3 protein-coding genes are annotated in these 2,925 nt (G+C 43.2%); 2 read left to right on the forward strand and 1 reads right to left on the reverse strand.

Annotation, left to right across the window (positions count from 1 at the left end):
- Window positions 1–191: 191 nt before the first annotated feature.
- Together IM496_RS08605 and IM496_RS08610 are read left to right on the forward strand one after the other, a co-directional pair.
- Window positions 192–1,085, forward strand: coding sequence for a ferritin-like domain-containing protein (locus IM496_RS08605; RefSeq protein ID WP_042790771.1), 894 nt, complete (start codon window positions 192–194; stop codon window positions 1,083–1,085).
- 163 nt (window positions 1,086–1,248) lie between these two features.
- Window positions 1,249–2,313, forward strand: a complete 1,065-nt coding sequence (locus IM496_RS08610) for a pentapeptide repeat-containing protein (protein WP_194015623.1) — start codon at window positions 1,249–1,251, stop codon at window positions 2,311–2,313.
- A gap of 186 nt (window positions 2,314–2,499) precedes the next feature.
- On the opposite strand, the gene IM496_RS08615 is transcribed toward IM496_RS08610, so the two are convergent.
- Window positions 2,500–2,925 (reverse strand): Uma2 family endonuclease (locus tag IM496_RS08615; RefSeq protein WP_287661734.1); only part of this gene is annotated, 426 nt, incomplete at its 5' end.

Consider the following 2,925-nt stretch of genomic DNA (forward strand, 5'->3'; position numbering starts at 1 on the left):
CTTCTAGGTTGTGTGTGATAAGTTTAACTTACATAGGATTGATCGATCTTTGTGTCCTTTGTGTCTTTGTGGTTCGTTCCACCCCCTCTCTAGGAGGAATGTATCTTAGAATACATTTTACCCACCAAATCCAAGAGAGCCAAAAAACTCCGTTAGAATACGGGAAGCCGTTTACAAAACGATACAAAATCATGACCGTTGCTTACCCTCGTAAATTCAAGAAGACGATGAGCGCTCGCGACATCATGAAGCGTGTCATTAGCGATCGCGAAATTCATCTTGTCACCCTCAACCGTTACCGCTACAACGAACAACGTAGCTGTAAAGACCTGACCGAACTGATCGAAACCCTAGACGGACAACCGAAAGAACTGATCCAGGAGCTTTCCCGTCACGTCGCCGATGAGGCCCGCCATGCTTACTGGTTAACCGATTTATTAATCGAATTGGGGGCCGATGTGGGGAAACCGCCGGGGTTGTCCTATATTGATGAATTTGAACGTCTTCTCGATCAAGATCAATTCCAAGGCGAAGAACAAAGGGAAGATGGACTGATTGCGGCCCTAGCGGCAATTAACGTCACGGAAAAACGGGGATGCGAATACTTTGCCGCCCATATTTATGCCCTCAAAGCAGGGGAACAAACCCCGGAAAATCTGAAAATTCAGGAAACGATCGCCAAAATCTTTCCCGAAGAAGCGGGCCATGTGCGTTGGGGTAATCGTTGGTTAGCCAAAATTGCTCAAAAAAGCCCCGAACATCGGCAAAAAGTCGAAAAAGCTAAGGCCAAATACTCAGCGATCGAACAGGCCGCCTATGAATCGGGTATGGATATCACCCTGGGGGCAGAATTGCGCCGCTTCGGTCATTTAATGGAAATCGCCGCCACTATGCCACTCTGGGAACGTCCTCAATATCTGATGGAACGTTTACCCCAAACCCTTCTCGACCCGAAATTGCAATTATTCCGGGTAGAAGCGGCTCAAAAAGCCTGGAATCGTGATCCACAAATGTTTATGGAACGCTTTTTACCGATGTTTTTTAATGCGGACGGCAATATCGGCAAAAAAGAGAAAGTCAACTAATTTAATCTTGATTTTCAGGGGTAATCATTCAGCGATCGCCGAAGAAATGTTCAGCGAGGATCGAGAAAATCAGCTATTGTTTTAAATAGGGGTGAGTTCTCGGCTTTGGAGCCAGAGAAACACCACTTTTTTACTGTTTATTTTGACTTTTCTTTTTTAGATTATGCGTCTTTTAGCTGCCTTCGATCGCTATCCCGATAGTGTATCGTTAACCCTAGAACCAGTAGCCACCGACTCGCAAAAATTTGATTTATATTTAACTTTACACCTACAAGCTCAAATTCAATCTCTCCTCGGCGGGGAAATCAAATGGGGGCTAAAAGGAGGAAAATTAGATTTTGTTTTAGTTAATTGTCACCTAACACCAAATCCTCTTTCTAGTCAAGAGTTATACATAAATCGTATTAATAATCATCAATGGCGGTTATCTTTCAAAAGTCCTCAGTCAATATTTACAGGAGCGATCGAAAGGATTAACCTAGGAACCGTCAGTGTGGAGGAAGAACCTTATCATCTGACGGTGCAATTTTCGCTGACAGCTGCGGATATCTGTATCACGGAAACATCGGGATTATGGAAACACGATCTAAGTCCCAATAAACATAGTATTTTAGAGCGAAAGTTAGCATTTTTCCTAATGGAAAATCAATTTGATGCTTTTTTAAGTCGTATTTCTTTGGGTTCATCGCAGGTGGAATTAGATAATGTTCTAGTTGAACCGCAACCGGCAGCATCAGAAAATTTAGAGAAATTGCAGACACAAATCGAGGGAATTTATGCTGCTGTTAGTGATGATTTTCTGGAATTAGCCCAATTAGCTGAACTGGATACCCTAACAGATTTTACCGGGGCAAATCTCCTGGCAGCGGAATTAAGTGGCATATCTTTAGGTATGGCTAATCTCTATCAAGCTAATCTGCGGGGGGCCAATTTAACCGATGCTGATTTAAGCGAAATTAATGGCAGTCATGCTAATTTTAAGGGAGCGGATTTAAGCGGAGCCTTATTAGCTAATGCCGATTTAAGTTATGCTGATTTTTACCGTTCTAGTTTGGCTTTAGCTAATTTAATTGGCTCCAATTTAGAAGGAGCTAATTTGGTTGAAGTCAACATCACTCAAGCGAATTTTAGCGGGGCAAAAGTGAAGGGGGCAAAGTTTGCCGATAACGTGGGTATGACCGAGGAATTGCGGGAAAATTTACGCTTGCGCGGAGCTTTCTGCGATTAATCAACTATGATACTAAATCCGTTGAGTATAGGCTACATATCAAGACAGGCAAAAGGCAAGAGGCAAAAGGCAAAGGGGAGAATAAATAATCAGTTTTTAATAACCGGATTTAGTATGGGGCCTCTAGATGACACCAAATCCCCTCACCGCTGACGGAAAACAGTGTCATCTAATCAAAAAAGAAGATTAGAGATTTTCCTCGGCATCTATGCCCAATTCCCGCAGTTTAGCCGCTAATTTCGCCGCTTTTTGCTTTTCTTGCTCGACTTGGTTTTCTGCCTCTAAAACCCGGTTTTCTGCCTCCACAGCCCGATTTTCTGCCTCTAAAACCCGATTTTCTGCCTGTTGTGCCGCTTCTGCGGGAGTGGGGACTAATTCCCCTTCGGGGGTAAAATAGCGCAATTTATTGGCAGATAAACCCAAATATAAGCCTAATTGTTGACTCCAGAGCCGTCCCTGAGCATTGGGGGTAATCGGTTGATATTGACCGCTAATTAGGGTAAATCCTTCAAATTCTAGGCTTTCTGGGTCAAACCAAAAATAATCGGGAGTGCGAAATATATCTTGATAAATTTGTTTTTTCTCCTCTCGGTCAACTTTGGCGGTACTATC

Origin of the sequence: Microcystis sp. M049S2 (assembly GCF_020245625.1) — a bacterium.
In the GTDB taxonomy this organism is placed as follows: domain Bacteria; phylum Cyanobacteriota; class Cyanobacteriia; order Cyanobacteriales; family Microcystaceae; genus Microcystis; species Microcystis ichthyoblabe_A.